The organism is Lysinibacillus sp. FSL K6-1151, assembly GCF_038630755.1.
Classification (GTDB): Bacteria; Bacillota; Bacilli; order Bacillales_A; family Planococcaceae; genus Lysinibacillus; species Lysinibacillus fusiformis_D.
In genome coordinates, this window is record NZ_CP152040.1 from 702,265 (window position 1) to 722,183 (window position 19,919).

Here is a 19,919-nt window from a genome sequence, read left to right on the forward strand (position 1 = left end):
TTATATTAACTGTAGTTGAATAGAGTGAGAACAATTAATAGAAGATACCACTATCTATTTTTAAAACTATCAATAAATTATTCAAAAAAGAAAAGTAAGCATATGTTCAGATTAAAAAAATAATGTATATTAATATTAAATTATAAAAAGGGTGTAGGAAATGAGACCTATTTTAGTTCCTGAATATATAGAAGATTTTAGTTGTATAGGTAGTGCTTGTGAAGATACTTGTTGTGCTGGTTGGAATATAACAGTTGAAAAGAAAACATATCAAGCGTATCGTAAAGTGCGTCAGCCGGAGATGGCAGAAAAACTATTAAAATATGTAAAACGAAATCGTAAAGGTCATGATGACTCTAATTATGCAAAGTTCATTTTAGATGATAATAAAAACTGTCATATGATGTTAGAGGACGGGTTATGTAGTATTCATAAAGAATTAGGAGAAGAGTTTTTATGTAATACTTGTGCTGTTTATCCTCGATTCCTTACAAGTGTAGGGAATGTAACAGAAAAAAGTTTAACATTGTCTTGCCCAGAGGCAGCACGAATTGTTCTATTACGTAAAGATGGAATCGGTTTTATAGAGACAGAAGAACCAAAAAATACGCGTGGACTAATAAATAAGGACCTAAAATTAGAAAAACACCCTCATTTTTGGGATTTGCGTATTTTTACAATTCAGCTTCTTCAAAGTCGCCAACAACCTATTGAGATTCGTTTAATTATTTTAGGGCTATTCATACAAAAAATTGAACAATTAAAACCGAATGAATTGGAACAAGAATTACAAATGATAATGCAAGATTATCTAAATCGTTTAGATAACGATGAATATATTAAATCGTTAGAAGATATTAAGGGTAATTTAAATTTTCAATTGAATTTAGCACGTGCATTAATTCGCCTTCGTATTACAAGTGGTATTGCTTCAGAAAAATATATCACTATTCTTCATCAATTAATAGAAGGCTTAGCTTTGGAAGAGGATGAAGAAAAAGAATTACGTGATATGGAAGCAACAGTATTGAAATACAAAGAATCCTATACTAATATATATGAACCATTTATTAAAGAAAATGAATATATGTTTGAAAATTACATGGTGAACTATGTATTTAAAAATCTATTTCCCTATGATTGTAAGACATTCTTTGAAAGTTATATGATGCTTGTTGTCAATTTTACGTTAATTAAGTTGCATCTAATTGGTATGGCCGCTAAACAACAACAATTAACACAAGAAATGTTTATTGAATGTGTACAACAGCTTGCGAAGGTGATTGAACATACCCCATCTTATTTGCTAGATGTTCGTGAGGGTATGATGAATTTAGGTTATACAACAATGGGGCATATGTTTGTCATGATTAGTAAGTAGAGCTACCGTAATTTTTTATAAATGCTTTTTATAATAGTTAAAGATTCAAAGAAGCCCCTTATTCAGGTAAATATCATCTGAATAAGGGGTTTTTTTGAGAAAGGTATCATCTAAAGTAGTTTGCTGTAAAAAGGTGAAACATTTCTAAAAACTTCCGATACTAGATATAAGAATACGAAATGTTTGGGAGGTTACATATTATGCGTATTGCAGCTCAAGGACAATCTACAGATGTGGGAACTGCAACGTCATCAACATCTTCTAAGAAAGCTATTATAGAAGAAACTACGATGACTACTATTAAATCTCAGTTAATAACGCAATCACAAGGAGAAAAAATACCAGTTGCTGAGGGTCAAGAGGTATCTAAAGAAAAGTTGCAAAATGTAGTAGATACTGTGAATGAATTTTTGCAAATCAATCATAATGCTTCTAAATTTGTGTTACATGACGGTTTAGATCGTTATTTTGTACAAGTTGTTGATACCCAAACAGAAGAAGTCGTAAAAGAGATCCCTCCAAAAAAACTTTTAGACGCATATTATGAGATGCAAAAGTTATTAGGGATGATTGTGGACGAAAAAATATAAGAATATTTAGGAGGAAATATAATGGTAAATAGAATCGGCGGTTTAGCTTCAGGAATGGATATAGATTCAATAGTAAAAAAATTAATGAATGCGGAAAGAGCACCTTTAAACAAGTTATATCAAAAGAAACAAACGTACGAGTGGCAACGTGACGCATATCGAAGTGTTAATACAAAGCTAAAAACATTTGATACTTATATATCAGATAATCTAGTACTAAAAAGTCTTATTTCTAAAACGGCAGCTAGTTCTAATTCTAACTTAGTATCTGCAACTGCAACAGGAAGTGCTTCAGGAACACTGTCAATCGAGGGTGTTTCCCAATTAGCTACAGCAGCTCGTAAAGTTGGTGATCAAGTTAATGCTGTAGGAACTACGAAAATGTCCGATTTAGGAGCAACAGGAACTATAGAATTTAAAGCCATTCAAACCAACGGTCAATTAGCGAGTGAGGCAACAAAGATTGAAATTACTTCTGATATGACAGTTGATCAATTTATTAGTAAAGTGAATTCTAGTAATGCAGGAATTAGTGCTGTATTTGAAAATGGTCGATTCTCCTTTACTGCCAAAAACACTGGTGATGTTAAAGGTGATGATGAAATCAAAGTTGTAGGTGGTTTAGATATTTTCAACAAGTTAGGGTTTGCTGATCCTAATAAAGTTCAAAATACAGAAGGAAAAAATGCTATTTTCACTGTGAATGGTATAGCAACAGAAAGAACAACAAATACGTTTACGATTTCGGGTTATAATGTAACGTTAAAAGATACATTCAACGGCCTCCAAACGATTGCAGATAAATATAAAGCTGCTGTGGAAGAATTAAAAAATGCTACTACTAATTTAGCAAATAAACAAGCAAATCTTACTACAAAACAAAATGCTTATGGTGCTAGTGATATTAATAGCTATACAGCTAACCATGAAACTGCTTATAAAAATGCTTTTGGTAATACTTTATCTTTGTCACAACAAGTGCAATATAACAAACTTGGAAATAATGCGTGGAGAAATTTATCAACTGATGAAATAAATTACATTAAAAACCAATCATCTGCACAAGGTATTAAAGATAATCTAGATGGAAGCTCTTTAAGTGATGAAAGCAAAGCGAAATTAAAGGATTTATCTAATGATGTGTTAGATGTTTTATTTTCAAACAAAGATCAGCTTACAGATTTTAAAGCTCAAGCAGAGTACGAAAAGTATGGTGCAAAATTAAAAGATTTTGATCAAAATGCCATCGATGCATTAAAACGTTTCTCATATGACAGTAATGATTCAATTGATAAAATTCATAAAGATATAGATGATAATCCTGAATTTACAAAAGAAGTAAAAGATGCGTTAAAATCTTTAAGTAAAGATGATTTAACTAATTTAATAGCAACAGATTCAGCAACTTTAAAAACTTATCAAGAAAAAGCTCAAGCTGAGGATTTAAAACAAAAGTATAATCAATTTGGAGATGCGTTAATTAAAGGTTTGCAAGATGGATCTAAAAAGGTTGAGGATTTAACAGAAAAACAAAAAGAGGTTTGGAATAGCTTATCCCCAGAAGAAAAAGGTCAATTCTATGATTTGGCGGATCAGAATATTAAACGTTCAGAGTATTTAACTGCCGATGCTGAAGAGAAAGCAGCTCAAACTCGTTTAACAGAAGCAACTAATACCGAAAAGGCAGCAACAGCAGATGCAAATGCGGCAGGTATTTTAAAGGATGATGGTAGTGGTGGTAAAATCGTTGACGAAGATAAAGTAAATGCTGCTCAAAAAGCACAAGCAGTCACAATGACTTCCACAACAGATGTTGATGACATCATGGCTAAAATTAAGGAGTTTATCACTACTTATAACGGTTTTATCAAAGATTTAAATGATCAAACAAAAGAAACTAAATATCGTGATTATACGCCATTGACTAGTGAGCAAAGAGAAGACATGTCAGAAAATGAGATTAAGCTTTGGGAAGAAAAAGCGAAGAGTGGGTTATTAAGAGGTGATACTCTTATTCGTGAAGGGCTTTCGGGTATGCGTTCTTTAGTATATCAATCAAATCCTGGTATTGATTCAAAATATAATACCCTTTTCAGTATTGGGATTACAACATCAAAAAACTATAATGATGGCGGTACATTAGAAATTGATGAAACAAAATTACGAAAAGTATTAGAAGAAGATCCTGATGCAGTTGAAAAACTCTTTAAAAATAGTGAAGGTAAAAAAGATGATGTAGTAGATGGAAAAACAGTCGATACACGAGGTTATTTAGAAAAACTACGTGAATCGATGAAAACTTTTGAAATTACTATTGAAAAAAAAGCTGGACGTTCTACGATGACAGACGCTCAATATGCAATCGGAAATAACCTAATGGATACAGAAAGTCGAATTAGTACTTGGAAGAGAAAACTAGAGGATATAGAATCTCGCTATTGGAAGCAATTCACAGCAATGGAGCAAGCAATAAATAAAGCAAATCAACAATCCAGCATGTTCATGCAAGGCTGAGGCTTCTAATTAAGGTAGGAGAATAATATGCATCAAACAGATCAACTATTGCAAGTGTCAGCCAATTTATTTAAGCATTTAGGTGACATTCCAAATGGTGAAGAGCGTGACGAATACATCAACACAATCAATAGCATGTTGGACAAGCGTGAAACGATTATTAAAGGCTTGAAACAAGAAGGTTTTCATTTCAATGAACAAAATCGTATTCATCGTACACTGTTGGAACTAGATAATGGTATTAAAAAAAGATTAGCAGCTGTTATGGATGCAGTTAAGCAAGATATGGCAAACCTACAAAAAACGAAAAAAAGTGAACAGCAATATTTCAACCCTTACTCCAATGTTCGTGTGATGGACGGGATGTATTACGATAAAAAGAATTGACATTTTATCTTCATTTAGTGTGGTGGAAGCCGCAAGCTGAATGAAGATAAAGCTCCGGCGGACGTCAAGAATTTTAAAAGGATGAATTATGATCACACAATTCAAAATCCCGACACAATTACGCTTGGGCGTTATTGATCAAATAGCTTTTCTTCGTAAAATGGTTTAAACTAGTAAATAAGTAACCTTTCAAAGGAGTTGTCCTTTATTGGCAGCAAATTTAACAGCACAAAATGCGTATAAACAAAATAGTGTGACTACAGCTTCTCCTGGCGAATTGACGTTAATGCTTTATAATGGATGTTTAAAATTCTTGCATAAGGCGAAACAAGCTATTCAAGAGAAAAATGTCCAAGAAAAAAATACAAATCTTATAAAGGCACAGGCGATCATTGCCGAGCTAATGTCTACACTCAATATGGATATTGAGATTTCGAAACAAATGCTACCTCTTTACGAATATATGAATCATCGTTTAGTAGAGGCAAACATTCAAAATGATGTAGCGATTATTGAAGAAGTAGAAGGATTGGTGACGGAATTCCGCGATACGTGGAAGGAAGTTATTCGCATTACTCGACAACAGCAATTTGGTCAGGGAAACAGCGGACAAATTTAGACAAAATTAGAGACCATCATCAAAAGATGGTCTCTTTTCTATATGACAGGAATAATAACTAGAAATTAACACTAAATAGTCATAAATTAGGCTATTTGACGGTAAAATATGTTACTTATTCCCTCTAGCTGTAAGAAGGGCATCGTGTCATAATCAAAGCAATATAAATGTTTAACATAGTACTGGGGTGGGAATATGATCTTTAAGCGTCAAGAAGGTTTCCGATTTAAATTTGAGGAGCCTGTTCAAATAACTTTTGCTATTTATGAGAACGGAAGGGTCAATCATGGACAAACGGCTATGGCGGACTTGCTGGACATTAGTCCACGTGGGTTAAAGATGTTTACTGAAGTGGATTTAGGCGTGAATCCTCCACCATTGGATATCCATTTTGTGCTTGATACACAAGAGGTGCGGGCTTATGGTGAAGTTATTTGGAGCCGTCCGTTTGGTAGCGGCAAGCAATATGGCATTTATTTCAATGATCAGGCACGAGTAGAAGATTTGATTGTAGAAGAATTAAAGCTGCGACGTAAAAAGGAAGCGGCAGAAGCAAAAAAGCAAAGCAACCATTAATTTTATAAAATTTTTTTGTAAAAAAAAGAATTATTTTAGAGGAATTTCACACACTTGTGTAGAAATAGATAGTATAGCAGTTATAAAGGAGGAGTTTACATGTTAAACTTTAACATTCGTGGTGAAAATATTGAGGTAACTCCAGCTATTCGTGAGTATGTTGAGAATAAAATCGAAAAAGTCGAACGTTATTTTAACGAAGATGTTAACGCCAATGCTAACGTAAATTTAAAGGTTTATAATGACAAGCAAACAAAAGTGGAAGTCACAGTTCCGATGAAGAACTTAACTCTTCGTGCTGAAGAGCGTCATAATGACATGTATGCTGCGGTTGATCTAATCGTTGATAAATTAGAGCGTCAAATTCGTAAGCATAAAACAAAAGTAAACCGTAAATTCCGTGAGCGAGAAGGTGCAGGCCTTTATTTTGCTACTACACAAGCAGCCGCTGATGCTACTACAGAGGAAGAGGAATACTCAATTGTACGTACAAAGCAATTTGATTTAAAACCGATGGATCAAGAAGAGGCTGTTTTACAAATGAATATGTTAGGGCATGATTTCTATGTCTTTACAGATGCTGAATCTAATGGCACAAATATTGTGTATAAACGTAAAGACGGTAAATATGGCTTAATCGAAACAACTTAAAACTTCATGATGACAAAGGCTCTCGCGATGGCGAGAGTCTTTTTTGTATGACTTTCTTCTGCAAGTAGGGTGACTGTTTGCATGAAACTGTTACACAATGGTAAAATGGAAGTTGAATCTATATAGGAAGTGAAAAACATTCATGGCAAACCTATTAAATAAATTATTTGATTTCAATAAACGTGAGTTAAAAAAATTAGAAAAAATCGCTGACCAAGTAGAGGGATTTGCTTCTCAAATGGAACAGCTTTCAGATGAACAATTACAAGCAAAAACAGAAGAGTTTAAAAAGCGTTATGCTGATGGAGAGCATTTAGAGTCGATTCGTGCAGAGGCTTTTGCTGTTTGTCGCGAAGCATCTAAACGTGTTTTAGAGATGTATCCTTTCCGTGTTCAAATCATGGGGGCTGCTTCACTGGATGAAGGTAATATTTCAGAGATGAAAACAGGTGAAGGTAAAACATTAACAGCTACTATGGCGGTTTATTTAAACGCGATTACTGGTAAAGGTGTACATGTTGTAACAGTCAATGAATATTTGGCTAGTCGTGATGCTGCTGAGATGGGACAGCTGTATAATTTCTTAGGTCTTACAGTAGGTTTAAATTTAAATAGCCTGTCAAAAGAAGAGAAGCGTGCGGCATATGAAGCGGATATTACTTATAGTACAAACAATGAATTAGGATTTGACTATTTACGTGACAATATGGTGCTTTATAAAGAAGAGCGTGTTCAACGACCGCTTCATTATGCTGTAATCGATGAGGTGGACTCTATTTTAATTGATGAGGCTCGTACGCCATTAATTATTTCGGGTCAAGCTGGGAAATCAGCACAGTTGTACAAACAGTCTAATGCTTTTGTACGCATGTTAAGTGCAGATACAGATTACACATACGAAGAGTCGACAAAAGGTGTTACATTAACAGATGCAGGTGTAGAAAAGGCAGAAAAAGCATTTGGGATCGACAATTTGTTTGATTTAACACATGTACGCTTAAATCATGCCATTAACCAATCGTTAAAGGCACATGTGAGTATGCATAATGATGTTGACTATGTTGTCCAAGAGGGCGAAATTGTAATTGTTGACGGCTTTACGGGCCGTTTAATGAAGGGCCGTCGATATTCTGATGGACTTCACCAAGCAATTGAAGCCAAAGAGGGCGTTGACATTCAAAATGAATCAATGACAATGGCTACCATTACGTTCCAAAACTATTTCCGTATGTACCAAAAGCTTGCGGGTATGACAGGTACAGCGAAAACAGAGGAAGAAGAGTTCCGAAATATTTACAACATGAGCGTTATTGCGATTCCAACGAATAAACCAATAGCTCGTGATGACCGTCCAGATTTAATTTTTGCTTCGATGGAAGGAAAATATAAAGCGGTGGCGGCCGATATTGCTGAGCGTCATAAGGCAGGACAACCTGTGCTTGTTGGTACAGTTGCGATTGAAACATCTGAAATTATTTCGCAGTTACTTGATAAACATAAAATTCCTCATAATGTCTTGAATGCGAAAAACCATGAACGCGAGGCAGAAATTATTGCAAATGCCGGTACTAAGGGCGCAGTAACGATTGCGACAAACATGGCGGGTCGTGGTACAGATATTAAACCAGGTGAAGGTGTACTAGAAATTGGTGGTTTAGCGGTCATCGGGACAGAGCGACATGAATCACGTCGTATCGATAACCAGCTTCGTGGACGTTCTGGTCGTCAAGGGAATCCAGGGGTTACGCAGTTCTATCTATCCCTAGAAGATGATTTAATGCGTCGTTTTGGCTCTGATAATATGAAGTCGATGATGATGCGCTTAGGCATGGATGATTCTCAGCCATTGCAATCAAAAGTTGTGTCGAGAGCTGTAGAATCAGCGCAGAAACGTGTCGAAGGTAATAACTTTGATGCACGTAAACGTTTATTACAATATGACGATGTGCTACGTCAGCAACGTGAGATTATTTATAAAGAGCGTTATGATGTATTGGAAACAGAGAATATGCGTGTACTCGTAGAGTCTATGATTCAAGAGACAATCGATAATGTTGTTGGTCTGTATACTCAGGGTGAGCAGAAAGATTGGAACTTAAAAGCAATTGAAGATTTTGTAGCGGCTAATCTGTTAGAAGAGGGTCAGCTTAAAGTAGCAGATTTCCAAGGCAAGTCTGCTGAAGACATTAATCAGTTGGTTTCGGATGCTGTTCATGCTCGTTATGATGAAAAAGAGGCAGAACTGACACCAGAGCGTATGCGTGAGTTTGAAAAGGTAATTTTATTACGTTCTATTGATACGAAATGGATTGATCATATCGATGCGATGGACCAACTTCGTCAAGGTATCCATCTACGTGCATATGGACAAAATGATCCACTTCGAGAATATCAACAAGAAGGCTTTGCTATGTTTGAGGATATGGTTGCGTCTATTCGTGAGGATGTTGCGAAATATGCAATGAAGGCAGAAATTCGCAGTAATCTTGAGCGTGAAGAGGTGGCGAAGGGCCAAGCGGTTAATCCGAAGGAAGAAGGCGGCTCAGCTCCGAAAAAACAACCTGTGCGTAAGTCTGAAAATATTGGTCGTAATGATTTATGCCCATGTGGAAGCGGCAAGAAATTTAAAAACTGTCATGGTGCAGGTCAATAATATATTAGTGAAAAAAATCATTTTAACTACATGTTGAAATGGTTTTTTTCTTTTGACATTATACTGTTTTAGGAAGAAATTTAGGAATAAAAGTCAGAATTTATAGACAATTGAAAAATATGGGTATACAATAGCTGTAATATTAGGATTTTAGTTCAGGGAAGCTCCCGTTATTATCCTAAATAAGAAGGTGCTATGAAGACTTAGACCTAGAAAGGGAAGGGGTGCTATGCATGATAATAAAGCAATTTTACGAGTCACAAACATCTGGAATGTACGAATATTGGTATATCCCTTTTTATTTTAATTGAAAAAACATAAAGTGTATAAAGGAGGACTATAGGTGCATAAAAAAGATATTATGAATAGTGAAACGATGATGTATATGCCTGTGTATGATTCCTTTGGAAATTTATGTACGCGGGTGATTGAGAAAAATAATGAATATCTATCGAAATTAGCACCAACGAAGTTAATGGACTATAACCTTCGTTATTTTGGTTCGAGTTTAAGAGGGGCATTTGATGGCTCGAAAATGATTTTAGGAAAGCTTAATAAAAATCCAATTGTAGTGGATGAACGATGTAATATTTTATGGTTTCCAAGTAAGTCTCCTCTACAACCTGAATGTATCTGGTTCGCCGTTCATCATATTGATGAATATATCGCTGTGGATAAAAAGAGAGCAAAAATAACTTTTACGAATGGCAAAGAACTGGTAGTGGATGTCAGTGTTAATGCGTTAGAATATCGTATTCAGAGAGCCTATTTATTAAAATATAGGTTAGAAAAACGAACAAAGCATTTGCTTGTTCAGTATGACCGTGTAAAGGTTTTTCAGCGTCTCGCTCTTAATATGCTAGAGGACGAGACACAGGATCATTGATTACTCCGAGAAAACAACTGCTAGATAGTATGTTTTCCTTTGTAAAAACGTTATAATGAAAAGATACGGAGCTTTGTGAGTGCAATGTTAGCTCCATTACTAACGTTCGGAGGATTTAACAATGATTGAATTAGCAGATGTACGCAATGTGTTAGACACTACAGCCAAAAAACTGGCGGACTTCAGGGGGTCTCTTTGACTTAGAAAACAAAGAGGCACGCATTCAGGAGCTAGATGAAATGATGCTAGAGCCTGGCTTTTGGGATGATCAGCAAGGGGCACAGGTGACCATCAATGAAGGCAATGGCTTAAAAGCAATCGTCAATGAATATAAAGATTTAGTGGAAACCCATGAAAATTTAGATATGACACTGGAGCTTTTACAGGAAGAGCCAGATGAAGAGTTACAGGAAGAACTAGGCAAAGAGCTAGCAGAATTCCAGCAAAAAATGGGGGATTTTGAGCTGCAATTGCTGTTAAGTGGTCCATATGATCAAAATAATGCTATTTTAGAGCTACACCCTGGTGCCGGTGGAACGGAATCTCAGGACTGGGGTTCTATGCTGTTACGTATGTATACAAGATGGGCGGAGAAGCGTGGATTTAAAGTGGAGACTGTGGACTATCTTCCTGGTGATGAAGCAGGGATTAAATCGGTAACATTGTCGATTAAAGGTCACAATGCTTTCGGTTATTTACAGGCTGAAAAAGGCGTGCATCGTCTAGTGCGTATCTCACCATTCGATTCGTCAGGTCGTCGTCATACATCATTTGTTTCTTGTGATGTTATGCCAGAGTTCGACGAAAATATTGAAATCGACATTCGCACAGAGGATTTAAAAATTGATACGTATCGTGCTACAGGTGCGGGTGGTCAGCATATTAATACGACAGATTCAGCAGTTCGTATTACACATATTCCGACTGGTACTGTTGTACAGTGTCAAGCAGAGCGTTCACAGATTAAAAACCGTGAAAAAGCGATGACGATGCTAAAAGGGAAATTATATCAATTAGAGTTAGATAAGCAGCAAGCGCAACTAGATGAAATACGTGGTGAGCAAAAGGAAATCGGCTGGGGCTCACAAATTCGTTCGTATGTATTCCACCCATACTCTATGGTGAAGGATCACCGTACGAATGAAGAAACAGGTAATGTTGGTGCAGTGATGGACGGCGATTTAGATCCGTTTATTAATGCCTATTTACGCTCGAAAATTGGCTAATACACAAATCCCCCAAGAGGTGTTCTTGGGGGATTTTCTAGTTAAAAGGGAGGGTGATATGGCGCATCTTGGCTAAGCTGCTTGCGCTCGTTCATGTAATATTTATAGAGCATCGATGCATTCAAAAACTGTTTACTAATCGAGGCATATTGAATAGGTAGTTCAATTGTTTTACCATTTTTTAATGTGACAACACACCCCGTCTGACTTGGTGTAATATTGATAATCGCGTGAAGTCCAATCCATATATTATGAATGGAGTTCGGGGAATAAGTTGGTAGAAAAATACAGGGATAGCCGTAGTCAAAGGCCACGACGATTGGTAGCTTATGTTGATTGCCAAAGAAACGTTTAGCCGATAGTTTTGCAGCTTCATAGGTTGAACCTAATGAGATACAAGATTTTCGAAGCACATGCATCGGTTTACGCGTGACGATCAGCTCATTGTGCTTATCGATAACATGAGTGAAAACCTTGGAGTTGTGCTGAATAGGTTGAAGCAAGTAAGTGTTGAATGAAATTAAGTAGCTATTGACAAAATTGCTAGTCATATAGAGAGAGCCTCCTTTTTCTGTTGATAACGGTAGTGTAGAACAAAATGAGAGTTTCAAAAAATAGACAAAGTAGCTGAAAACCCTTCAGAAAAGAATGAAATGCTTAGAGAATTCACTGCAAATGTCACGAGATTAATAGCTAATCCAAGTTATTTTCAATTCGTAAGCATTGCAATTTAATTTCAATTTTCATATAATTTAGAAAAGGATCGAGGTGAGATCGTTGGATAAATATTATTCGTACACAGATTTTCTAAAAGCCGTGGGTCAGTCGAAAAAAGTTGATGAGGCAGAGAAATTATTAAACGAGATTTATTTAGATTTATTTTTAAATCGTATCCAGCGTATGCATCGTCAAGAGCAACTCATGGTTCTGATAGACAGAGTACTCGATGAAAAAGATGAAAACGCATTTTACCAATACGCAGCCGAACTACATTCCTTGCAGCAAACAGAGGATGAATCATACTAACGAACCCGCTCTCCATGTCTATTGGAGAGCGGGATTTTTTTGTGTGCTTTGAAAACCCCCTGCTATGCAGGGGGTTCCGGAAAGCTTTTAGCTATGGACAATAAAAAAACTCCAAACGTACAATAAAGTCAGGTCTAGTCAACCGACTTCGTACGAAAGGAGCCACCATAAATGGATAATAAAAGTTTAGCACATACAACGTGGAATTGTAAGTATCATATCGTCTTTGCGCCAAAGTATAGAAGGCAGATTATTTATGGTCAAATTAAAGCAGATGTTGGAAGAATATTGCGCCAATTATGTGAAAGAAAAGATGTAGAAATCATAGAGGCAACAGCCTGTCCTGACCACATTCATATGTTGGTAAGTATTCCACCGAAATTGAGTGTATCTGCGTTCATGGGTTATTTAAAAGGGAAGAGTAGTCTAATGATTTTCGACCGACATGCGAATTTAAAGTATAAATACGGTAATCGTCAATTCTGGTGTCGAGGATACTATGTGGACACAGTCGGCCGAAATAAGAAAAAGATACAAGAGTATATAAAAAATCAATTACAAGAAGATATCCTGCAAGATCAAATGACGATGAAAGAATTCATTGACCCATTCACAGGAGAAGAAATCAAGAGAAAGAAAAAATAAGTAAGCCGCTTTAGCGGTTTGTGTGAAAACGGAGTGCGGTTGGCAGACCATTCAGAATGTCTTTAGACATGGGCCAGTACCCCAGCGTTTCACGCGCAGAGCAAACCACCAGTTATACTGGTGGTTCTGATTTGATTGAAGGAGGGCTGCTCGTTCAAAAAGTGAGAGTCTTCGCTTATAAAAGAGGGAGAGTTGCTCAGAAAGTAAGAACTCCTGCTCAGGAGTAAATCCGCTCTCAAAGCAAGAGCCCTGGCTCATAAAAGAATGCAACCCACGCCAAAAATCTGTTACCCCACTCACAAAAGCAGAAGCCCTCTACTGAAAATATTATGACTTCTACTCAAGAATCGAAATCTATTGAATAGATTAAGCTTGAAAATGTGTTGAAGCGGCTATTATGAGAGTAATAAGTATTCTTCGCTTCACGGTTATTCATTTTAGGGATAAAAAAATTTTTTACAAACATTCGTTCGTTAAATGTTCGAAATTTTAATATTGCTATGCTAAAATATATGTACAAATTGGAAGGAAAGGACGGGGACATGTGTGCAAACATTTGATTTACAAGCGCCATATCAGCCTAACGGGGATCAGCCACAGGCAATTGCGGAATTAGTGGAGGGTGTGAAAGCGGGCAAGCGTCATCAAACATTACTTGGTGCTACGGGAACAGGTAAAACGTTTACCATTTCTAATGTCATCCAGCAAATTAAAAAACCAACACTCATTATGGCACATAATAAAACACTAGCTGGCCAGTTATATAGTGAGTTTAAAGAGTTCTTCCCGAATAACGCTGTTGAATATTTTGTCAGCTACTATGATTACTACCAACCAGAAGCCTATGTACCGCAGACAGATACCTATATAGAAAAAGATTCCAGCATTAACGATGAAATTGATAAGCTGCGTCACTCTGCTACTTCTGCATTATTTGAGCGTGATGATGTCATCATTATTGCATCTGTGTCCTGTATTTATGGTTTAGGTTCTCCTGAAGAGTATCGAGAAATGGTTGTATCGATTCGCACAGGTATGGAAATTGAACGTAATCAGCTACTGCGCAAACTTGTAGATGTTCAATACGAGCGTAATGATGTCAGTTTTACTCGGGGGACATTTCGGGTACGTGGAGATGTAGTGGAAATTTTCCCAGCCTCACGTGACGAGCATTGTATTCGGGTGGAGTTTTTCGGTGATGAAATCGATCGTATTCGAGAGGTGGATGCCTTAACTGGAGAAATTTTATCGGATCGAGAGCATGTTGCTATATTCCCGGCATCCCACTTCGTTACACGAGAAGAGAAAATGCGAAAAGCGATTGAAAACATTGAAAAAGAATTAGAGGAACGTCTTGCGTTGCTACGTGCAGAGGATAAATTACTAGAGGCACAGCGCCTAGAGCAACGGACACGTTATGATTTAGAAATGATGCGTGAAATGGGCTTTTGCTCAGGGATTGAAAACTATTCACGCCATTTAACATTGCGTGGAGCAGGTGCCACTCCATATACATTGCTAGATTACTTCCCAGATGACTTTTTGCTTGTAGTAGATGAAAGTCACGTAACACTTCCTCAGGTTCGTGGTATGTATAATGGTGACCAAGCTCGTAAAGGTGTACTCGTAGAACATGGTTTCCGTTTGCCATCAGCACTTGATAACCGTCCACTACGTTTTGAAGAATACGAAAACCGAGTGCATCAGGCCATTTATGTATCAGCCACACCAGGCCCTTATGAGCTGGAGCATACGCCGGAAATGGTTGAGCAAATTATTCGACCTACTGGATTATTGGATCCGTTAATTGAAGTGCGACCTATTGAAGGGCAAATCGATAATTTAATAGATGAAATTCAAGATCGAATTGCCCAAAATGAACGGGTTTTAGTGACAACATTAACGAAGAAAATGTCAGAAGATTTAACGGCCTACTTGAAAGAAATGGGCTTAAAGGTCGAGTACCTACATTCCGAAATTAAAACGCTAGAACGTATTGAGATTATTCGTGAGCTACGTAAAGGAACGTACGATGTACTCATCGGTATTAATCTCTTGCGTGAAGGACTTGATATTCCTGAGGTGTCACTTGTAGCGATTCTTGATGCTGATAAAGAAGGATTTTTACGTTCGGAACGTTCATTAATTCAAACGATTGGTCGTGCTGCACGTAATGCAAATGGTCATGTCATTATGTATGCGGACCATGTAACAGATTCGATGAAAAAGGCAATTGATGAAACACAACGTCGTCGTGCATTGCAAATGGCTTACAACGAGGAGCATGGCATAACGCCTCAAACCATTATCAAGAAAATCCCAGATGTAATTCGTGCGACACAAGTGGCAGAAGAAGAAGAATCCTATGTGAAAAAGGCTACGAAAGGCAAAAAGCTGACAAAGGCGGAAAGAGAACAGCTTTTGGCTTCCTTAGAGGTCGAAATGAAGGAAGCAGCAAAAGCGCTTGATTTTGAACGTGCGGCTGAGTTGCGAGATACAATATTTGAATTGAAGGTAGAAGGGTGAATGACTTGTGAAAAATACTGAAATTGTCGTGCAAGGTGCACGTGCTCATAATTTAAAAAATATCAATGTCACAATTCCACGTGACCAATTAGTCGTATTAACAGGTTTATCAGGCTCAGGAAAATCTTCTCTAGCATTTGACACAATTTATGCGGAGGGCCAACGTCGTTATGTTGAGTCCCTTTCTGCCTATGCCCGTCAATTTTTAGGACAAATGGATAAGCCAGATGTCGATGCAATAGAAGGATTATCGCCTGCTATTTCCATTGACCAAAAAACAACGAGTCGTAATCCACGTTCTACGGTTGGTACGGTAACGGAAATCTATGATTACTTACGATTACTTTATGCACGCATTGGTAAACCGATCTGTCCAAATCATGGCATAGAAATCACTTCCCAAACGATTGAGCAGATGGTAGACCGTTTATTATCATATCCAGAAAGAACAAAAATGCAGCTTCTTGCGCCGATGGTTTCTGGACGCAAGGGAACCCATGTTAAACTGCTAGAGGATTTAAAAAAGCAAGGGTTTGTTCGTGTGCGAATTGATGGGGAATTACGGGATTTAGATGATGCGATTGATCTTGATAAAAATAAAAAGCACTCGATTGAAGTAGTAGTGGACCGTGTTGTTATGAAGGAAGGTATTGCCTCACGGTTGAGTGACTCCTTAGAAACAGCTTTACGTTTGGCTGATGGTCGTGTACTTGTTGATGTGATGGAGTATGAAGAATTATTATTTAGTGAACATCATGCTTGCCCGATATGTGGTTTTTCTATAGGCGAGCTAGAGCCTCGTATGTTTTCATTTAATAGCCCGTTTGGTGCTTGCACAAGCTGCGATGGCTTAGGCTCAACACAGGAAGTGGATTTAGATTTAGTCGTTCCAGATTGGGATCGTTCCTTGTTAGAGCATGCTATTGCTCCATGGGAACCGACTAGTTCACAGTACTATCCACAATTATTAAAAGCGGTGTGTGATCACTACGATATCCCAATGGACGTGCCTGTGAAGGATTTACCAAAGGAAAAGATGGATAAGGTTTTATATGGCTCAGGAAAAGACAAAATTCACTTCCATTATGAAAATGAGTTTGGCAATGTGCGAGACCAAATGATTGAATTTGAAGGTGTTGTGCGCAATGTGGAACGCCGTTTTAAAGAAACAACATCCGATTATGTTCGTGAGCAAATGGAAAAATATATGGCACAGCAGCCATGTCCGTCCTGTAAAGGTTATCGTTTAAAGCCTGAGACGTTAGCTGTGAAAGTAGCAGATAAGCATATTGGTGAAGTCACACAATATTCGATTCAGGAAGCGGACACATTTTTCAAAGAGTTGGATTTAACTGAAAAGGATATGCAAATTGCTCGACTGGTTTTACGAGAAATTGAAGAACGATTGGGCTTCCTTGTCAATGTAGGTTTAGATTATTTGACATTGAGTCGTGCAGCAGGGACATTATCAGGCGGAGAGGCGCAACGTATTCGGCTCGCTACACAAATCGGCTCACGTTTAACAGGAGTTCTCTATATTTTAGATGAGCCTTCGATTGGTTTGCATCAACGTGATAATGATCGTTTAATTAACACGCTGCAAAATATGCGTGATATCGGCAATACGTTAATTGTGGTAGAGCATGATGAAGATACGATGTTGGCAGCCGATTATCTTATTGATGTGGGACCTGGAGCAGGTGTTCATGGCGGTCAAATTGTGGCAGCAGGCACACCACAGGAAGTTATGAAGAATGAAAACTCTCTAACAGGGCAATATTTAAGTGGTAAAAAATTCATTCCATTACCAGTGGAAAGACGTCAACCAAATGGTCGTAAGCTGTCCATTAAAGGCGCTAAGGAAAATAATTTACGTAACGTCAAAGTGGATGTGCCACTGGGTTTATTTGTAGCGGTGACAGGTGTGTCAGGCTCTGGGAAATCGACACTGATAAATGAAATTTTATATAAATCATTGGCACAGAAGCTGAATCGTTCAAAGGTTAAGCCTGGAGAACATAAAGAAGTGACGGGCCTAGAGGAGCTTGAAAAAGTAATCGATATTGACCAATCACCAATTGGTCGTACGCCTCGTTCAAACCCAGCAACGTATACAGGTGTCTTTGATGATATTCGTGATGTTTTTGCGGCAACAAATGAAGCAAAGGTACGAGGCTATAAAAAAGGTCGCTTTAGCTTTAATGTTAAAGGTGGACGCTGTGAAGCATGTCGAGGAGATGGCATTATTAAAATCGAAATGCACTTCCTTCCAGATGTTTATGTTCCATGTGAGGTATGTCATGGCAAACGTTATAATCGTGAAACACTTGAAGTGAAGTATAAAGATAAGAGTATTGCAGATATTCTTGATATGACGATTGAAAATGCAGTAGTGTTTTTCGAAAATATTCCTAAAATCCAGCGTAAACTACAAACAATTGTCGATGTGGGCTTGGGCTATATGAAATTGGGACAACCAGCTACCACTTTATCGGGTGGTGAGGCACAGCGCGTAAAGCTAGCCTCTGAGTTACACCGACGATCTACAGGGAAATCCTTCTATATTTTGGATGAGCCAACGACAGGTTTACATGCCGATGATATTGCTCGATTGCTAGTCGTGTTGCAGCGGCTTGTTGAAAATGGGGACTCTGTATTAGTCATTGAGCATAATTTAGACGTTATTAAAACCGCTGATTATATCATCGACTTAGGGCCAGAAGGTGGAGATAAAGGTGGCACTATCGTTGCAACAGGTACACCAGAAGAGGTAGTAAAAGTCGCTGGCTCTTACACAGGGAAATACTTAAAACCTATCCTGGAACGTGATCGTCTGCGAATGGATGCATTGCTAGTAGAAGCGTCTCAATCTTAACAGACCCAATTTATTCAATTTTGCAGTGAAACTTTTCATATGATGAATCGTATAAATAGTATAACGAACTGAGGGAGGCTATTTATTTATGCAAAATGAACGTCAACGAATTTTAGAACTTGTAGAAAAAGGAACGATTTCGGCACAAGAGGCGATTACATTACTAGAAGCATTAGAGCAACCTGGCAAGTCTACTCAAAATGTTATGGATGATGTGTCAAAAGAGGCGCAATCCTTTTCAACTGAAAAAGAAGAGTCACTATTTGAAGAAAAATCAAAAGATGGTGACAAGAAAAAAGATGATTTTATGAAATATTTCCAAGATGAAATGCAAGATTTTCGTAAGGATTTAACGCAAATCGGTTCTCTTTTTATGGATATGATGAATACCGCTGTTAAAAAGGTAAAGGAATTTGATGTAGCATCTCCATTTGGAGATAAAATTGAATTTACACATACAGAAGAAGTGGCAGCTGCTAACGTAGACAATGTTATTGTTGAATTGCCAAATGGTAATTTCTCATTGGAAGCAAGTGGAGGAGATACGATTCAGGTAGTTTGTAAGGTGAAAGCACCGCTGATGAATGAGAGCGAGGAAGAAACACGCAATCACTTTTTAGAGCAATTTGTTGTAAAAGAGGATGAGCGTTCACTTCGCATTTTAAGCCAATTAAAGCTTGTTCAAGTCAATGTAAAGGTGCAAGTACCTAAGGATAAACTTGAAAAATTATCTGTTCGTCTCATGAATGGTAGTGCGTCACTACAGGATATAGAATTTGAAGAATTAAAAGTTAAAACATTGAACGGAGCTATTAAAGGCACTAAGTTTAATTTTGGAAAAGCGGAAGTGGACTCTTCTAATGGTTCCATTGAATTAACGAATGTTCGTGGTAAGGATTTAGAGGCTGAAACATTGAATGGACGTGTTTATTTAGATGGAGCTTTGGATGAGGTAGAGGCGAAGTCTGTCAATGGACATGTAGTGGTAACAACTTGTTCCACAAATTCATCTAAAATAAAAGCTCAAACAGTTGCTGGAGCGGTGGAAATATATGTCCCACGTACCATTTCATTAAGTGGTAAAGTTGTGACGAATTTCGGGAAAGTAGATGTAGGCATTCAGGATGTTTCTAAAATGGAGTCACAGGACCAATTCCTATCCAAAGTAGTACGCTTTGATAAAGAAGTTGAAAGTGCAAATCGCTTATTTATCGAAGGCGAATCGAAAACTGGCGCCGTTTTAGTGCGCTACACAACAACGGACGAACAACAAATGTAACATGGGAAGCATTCAGGCGAAAGCTTGAATGCTTCTTGCTATTTCAAACAGTATTCGACTTGGTTTATCGTCGATTGCTGTTTTT

Annotated in this window: 16 protein-coding genes; 15 read left to right on the forward strand and 1 reads right to left on the reverse strand. The window is 37.5% G+C overall.

Going from position 1 to position 19,919, the window contains the following annotated elements; all coding sequences use genetic code 11:
• Positions 1-160: 160 nt before the first annotated feature.
• The 10 genes from fliB (at position 161) to prfB (ending at position 11,483) form a co-directional block, all read left to right on the forward strand.
• Entirely contained in the window at positions 161-1,381 is a 1,221-nt protein-coding gene (gene fliB, locus MHI04_RS03245) for a flagellin lysine-N-methylase (RefSeq protein ID WP_271912407.1), read from the forward strand.
• Between the two features lie 200 nt (positions 1,382-1,581).
• Positions 1,582-1,971, forward strand: coding sequence for a flagellar protein FlaG (flaG, locus tag MHI04_RS03250; protein WP_089934818.1), 390 nt, complete (start codon positions 1,582-1,584; stop codon positions 1,969-1,971).
• Positions 1,972-1,992: 21 nt separating this feature from the next.
• Entirely contained in the window at positions 1,993-4,485 is a 2,493-nt protein-coding gene (gene fliD, locus MHI04_RS03255) for a flagellar filament capping protein FliD (protein WP_271912410.1), read from the forward strand.
• Between the two features lie 27 nt (positions 4,486-4,512).
• Positions 4,513-4,872 carry a flagellar protein FliT gene (locus MHI04_RS03260; RefSeq protein ID WP_271912412.1) on the forward strand — a complete coding sequence of 120 codons (360 nt, stop codon included), beginning with the start codon at positions 4,513-4,515 and terminating at the stop codon, positions 4,870-4,872.
• Positions 4,873-5,080: 208 nt separating this feature from the next.
• Positions 5,081-5,491 carry a flagellar export chaperone FliS gene (fliS, locus tag MHI04_RS03265; RefSeq protein ID WP_141904756.1) on the forward strand — a complete coding sequence of 137 codons (411 nt, stop codon included), beginning with the start codon at positions 5,081-5,083 and terminating at the stop codon, positions 5,489-5,491.
• A 195-nt stretch (positions 5,492-5,686) separates the two neighbouring features.
• Positions 5,687-6,067, forward strand: a complete 381-nt coding sequence (locus MHI04_RS03270; protein ID WP_036121003.1) for a PilZ domain-containing protein — start codon at positions 5,687-5,689, stop codon at positions 6,065-6,067.
• 99 nt (positions 6,068-6,166) lie between these two features.
• Entirely contained in the window at positions 6,167-6,718 is a 552-nt protein-coding gene (gene raiA / locus MHI04_RS03275; protein WP_036121000.1) for a ribosome-associated translation inhibitor RaiA, read from the forward strand.
• Positions 6,719-6,860: 142 nt separating this feature from the next.
• The gene (gene secA / locus MHI04_RS03280) at positions 6,861-9,371 is read left to right on the forward strand and encodes a preprotein translocase subunit SecA (protein ID WP_036120997.1); all 2,511 of its coding nucleotides are present in this window, start codon (positions 6,861-6,863) and stop codon (positions 9,369-9,371) included.
• 343 nt (positions 9,372-9,714) lie between these two features.
• Positions 9,715-10,257: a competence protein ComK gene (locus MHI04_RS03285; protein ID WP_271912415.1), complete on the forward strand. Its 543-nt coding sequence runs from the start codon at positions 9,715-9,717 to the stop codon at positions 10,255-10,257.
• Between the two features lie 124 nt (positions 10,258-10,381).
• Positions 10,382-11,483 (forward strand): peptide chain release factor 2 gene (gene prfB / locus MHI04_RS03290; RefSeq protein ID WP_101966489.1). Its coding sequence is split into 2 segments (ribosomal slippage): positions 10,382-10,453 and positions 10,455-11,483, totalling 1,101 coding nucleotides; the frame shifts between segments, so codons are not numbered across the junction.
• Positions 11,484-11,524: 41 nt separating this feature from the next.
• Here prfB and MHI04_RS03295 read toward each other — a convergent pair.
• Complete coding sequence (locus tag MHI04_RS03295) at positions 11,525-12,034, reverse strand: competence protein ComK (protein WP_036120991.1); 510 nt, start codon at positions 12,032-12,034, stop codon at positions 11,525-11,527.
• Between the two features lie 226 nt (positions 12,035-12,260).
• Here MHI04_RS03295 and MHI04_RS03300 point away from each other — a divergent pair, with 226 nt between their 5' ends.
• The 5 genes from MHI04_RS03300 to MHI04_RS03320 all read left to right on the forward strand — a co-directional run bounded on the left by MHI04_RS03300 (position 12,261) and on the right by MHI04_RS03320 (position 19,834).
• Positions 12,261-12,509, forward strand: coding sequence for an IDEAL domain-containing protein (locus tag MHI04_RS03300; RefSeq protein WP_036120988.1), 249 nt, complete (start codon positions 12,261-12,263; stop codon positions 12,507-12,509).
• A 171-nt stretch (positions 12,510-12,680) separates the two neighbouring features.
• Positions 12,681-13,154 (forward strand): IS200/IS605 family transposase, encoded by a 474-nt coding sequence (gene tnpA, locus MHI04_RS03305; protein ID WP_036129052.1) that lies wholly within the window; start codon positions 12,681-12,683, stop codon positions 13,152-13,154.
• Positions 13,155-13,700: 546 nt separating this feature from the next.
• Positions 13,701-15,680 (forward strand): excinuclease ABC subunit UvrB, encoded by a 1,980-nt coding sequence (gene uvrB, locus MHI04_RS03310; protein WP_271912416.1) that lies wholly within the window; start codon positions 13,701-13,703, stop codon positions 15,678-15,680.
• A gap of 7 nt (positions 15,681-15,687) precedes the next feature.
• Positions 15,688-18,555, forward strand: a complete 2,868-nt coding sequence (gene uvrA / locus MHI04_RS03315) for an excinuclease ABC subunit UvrA (protein WP_271912417.1) — start codon at positions 15,688-15,690, stop codon at positions 18,553-18,555.
• 88 nt (positions 18,556-18,643) lie between these two features.
• Positions 18,644-19,834, forward strand: a complete 1,191-nt coding sequence (locus MHI04_RS03320; protein ID WP_271912418.1) for a DUF4097 family beta strand repeat-containing protein — start codon at positions 18,644-18,646, stop codon at positions 19,832-19,834.
• Positions 19,835-19,919: the final 85 nt, after the last annotated feature.